This window comes from Pseudomonas sp. Nvir, assembly GCF_963778085.1.
In the GTDB taxonomy this organism is placed as follows: Bacteria; Pseudomonadota; Gammaproteobacteria; order Pseudomonadales; family Pseudomonadaceae; genus Aquipseudomonas; species Aquipseudomonas juntendi.
The window spans coordinates 1-1,228 of sequence record NZ_CAVZVN010000027.1 but is presented as its reverse complement, the minus strand read 5'-3'; the positions used below and the strand labels follow the sequence as shown (position 1 = coordinate 1,228).

1 protein-coding gene is annotated in these 1,228 nt (G+C 61.4%); it reads left to right on the top strand.

Annotation, left to right across the window (positions count from 1 at the left end; all coding sequences use genetic code 11):
- Positions 1-1,228, top strand: a 1,228-nt coding sequence (locus tag AACG97_RS00225) for an amidohydrolase (protein ID WP_338463236.1), incomplete at both ends; no start/stop codon positions are given.

The following is a 1,228-nucleotide window of genomic DNA, read 5'->3' as shown; positions in this document are numbered from 1 at the left end:
CCCTCGATCGCGCGAATCCCCTGGCGGAAGCCGTGGCCATCGCCGACGGAAAAATTGTTGCTACCGGAAGCCACGATCGGATCATGAGCTTTGCCGCCGAGGGGACGCAAATCGTCGATCTCAAAGGGCATACGGTGATCCCGGGCCTCAACGATTCTCACCTGCACCTGATCCGCGGCGGGTTGAACTACAACCTTGAGCTCCGCTGGGAGGGCGTTCCCTCGCTGGCCGATGCCCTGCGAATGCTTAAGGATCAGGCGGATCGCACACCGTCTCCGCAGTGGGTGCGGGTGGTCGGCGGCTGGAGCGAATTTCAGTTCGCTGAGCGGCGGATGCCGACCCTGGAAGAGCTGAACGACGCGGCGCCCGATACGCCGGTGTTTGTGCTGCATCTCTACGATCGCGCGCTGCTGAACCGCGCGGCGCTGAAAGCCGTGGGGTATACCAAAGAGACGCCGGATCCGGTGGGCGGAGAGATCGTCCGCGATAGCCGCGGCAACCCGACCGGGATGCTGATCGCCAAACCGAACGCCATGATCCTTTACGCTACGCTGGCCAAAGGGCCGAAGCTGCCGCTGGATCTGCAGGTGAACTCTACCCGTCAGTTTATGCGCGAGCTGAACCGACTGGGGCTGACCAGCGCCATCGACGCCGGGGGCGGCTTCCAGAACTATCCGGAAGATTACGAAATTATCGAACAGCTGCACGCGAAAGATCAGATGACCGTGCGCATCGCCTACAACCTGTTTACCCAGCGGCCGAAGCAGGAGCTGGAGGACTTCGAACGCTGGACCGATATGCTGAAGCCGGGGCAGGGGACCGACTTCTATCGCGCCAACGGCGCCGGCGAGATGCTGGTGTTCTCGGCGGCGGATTTTGAAGATTTCCTGCAGCCGCGGCCGGATCTGCCGCAAGGCATGGAGGATGAGCTGGAGCGGGTGGTGCGCCATCTGGTGGAGCATCGCTGGCCGTTCCGCCTGCATGCCACCTACGACGAGTCTATCAGCCGAATGCTGGACGTGTTTGAGAAGGTGAACCGCGATATCCCGTTTAATGGCCTGCACTGGTTCTTCGATCATGCCGAGACCATTACCGAGCGTAACATTGAGCGGGTGAAGGCGCTGGGGGGCGGTATTGCGGTGCAGCACCGGATGGCCTTCCAGGGCGAATATTTTGTCGATCGCTACGGTAAAGAGGCGGTGAAACATACCCCGCCGGTAGCGAAAAT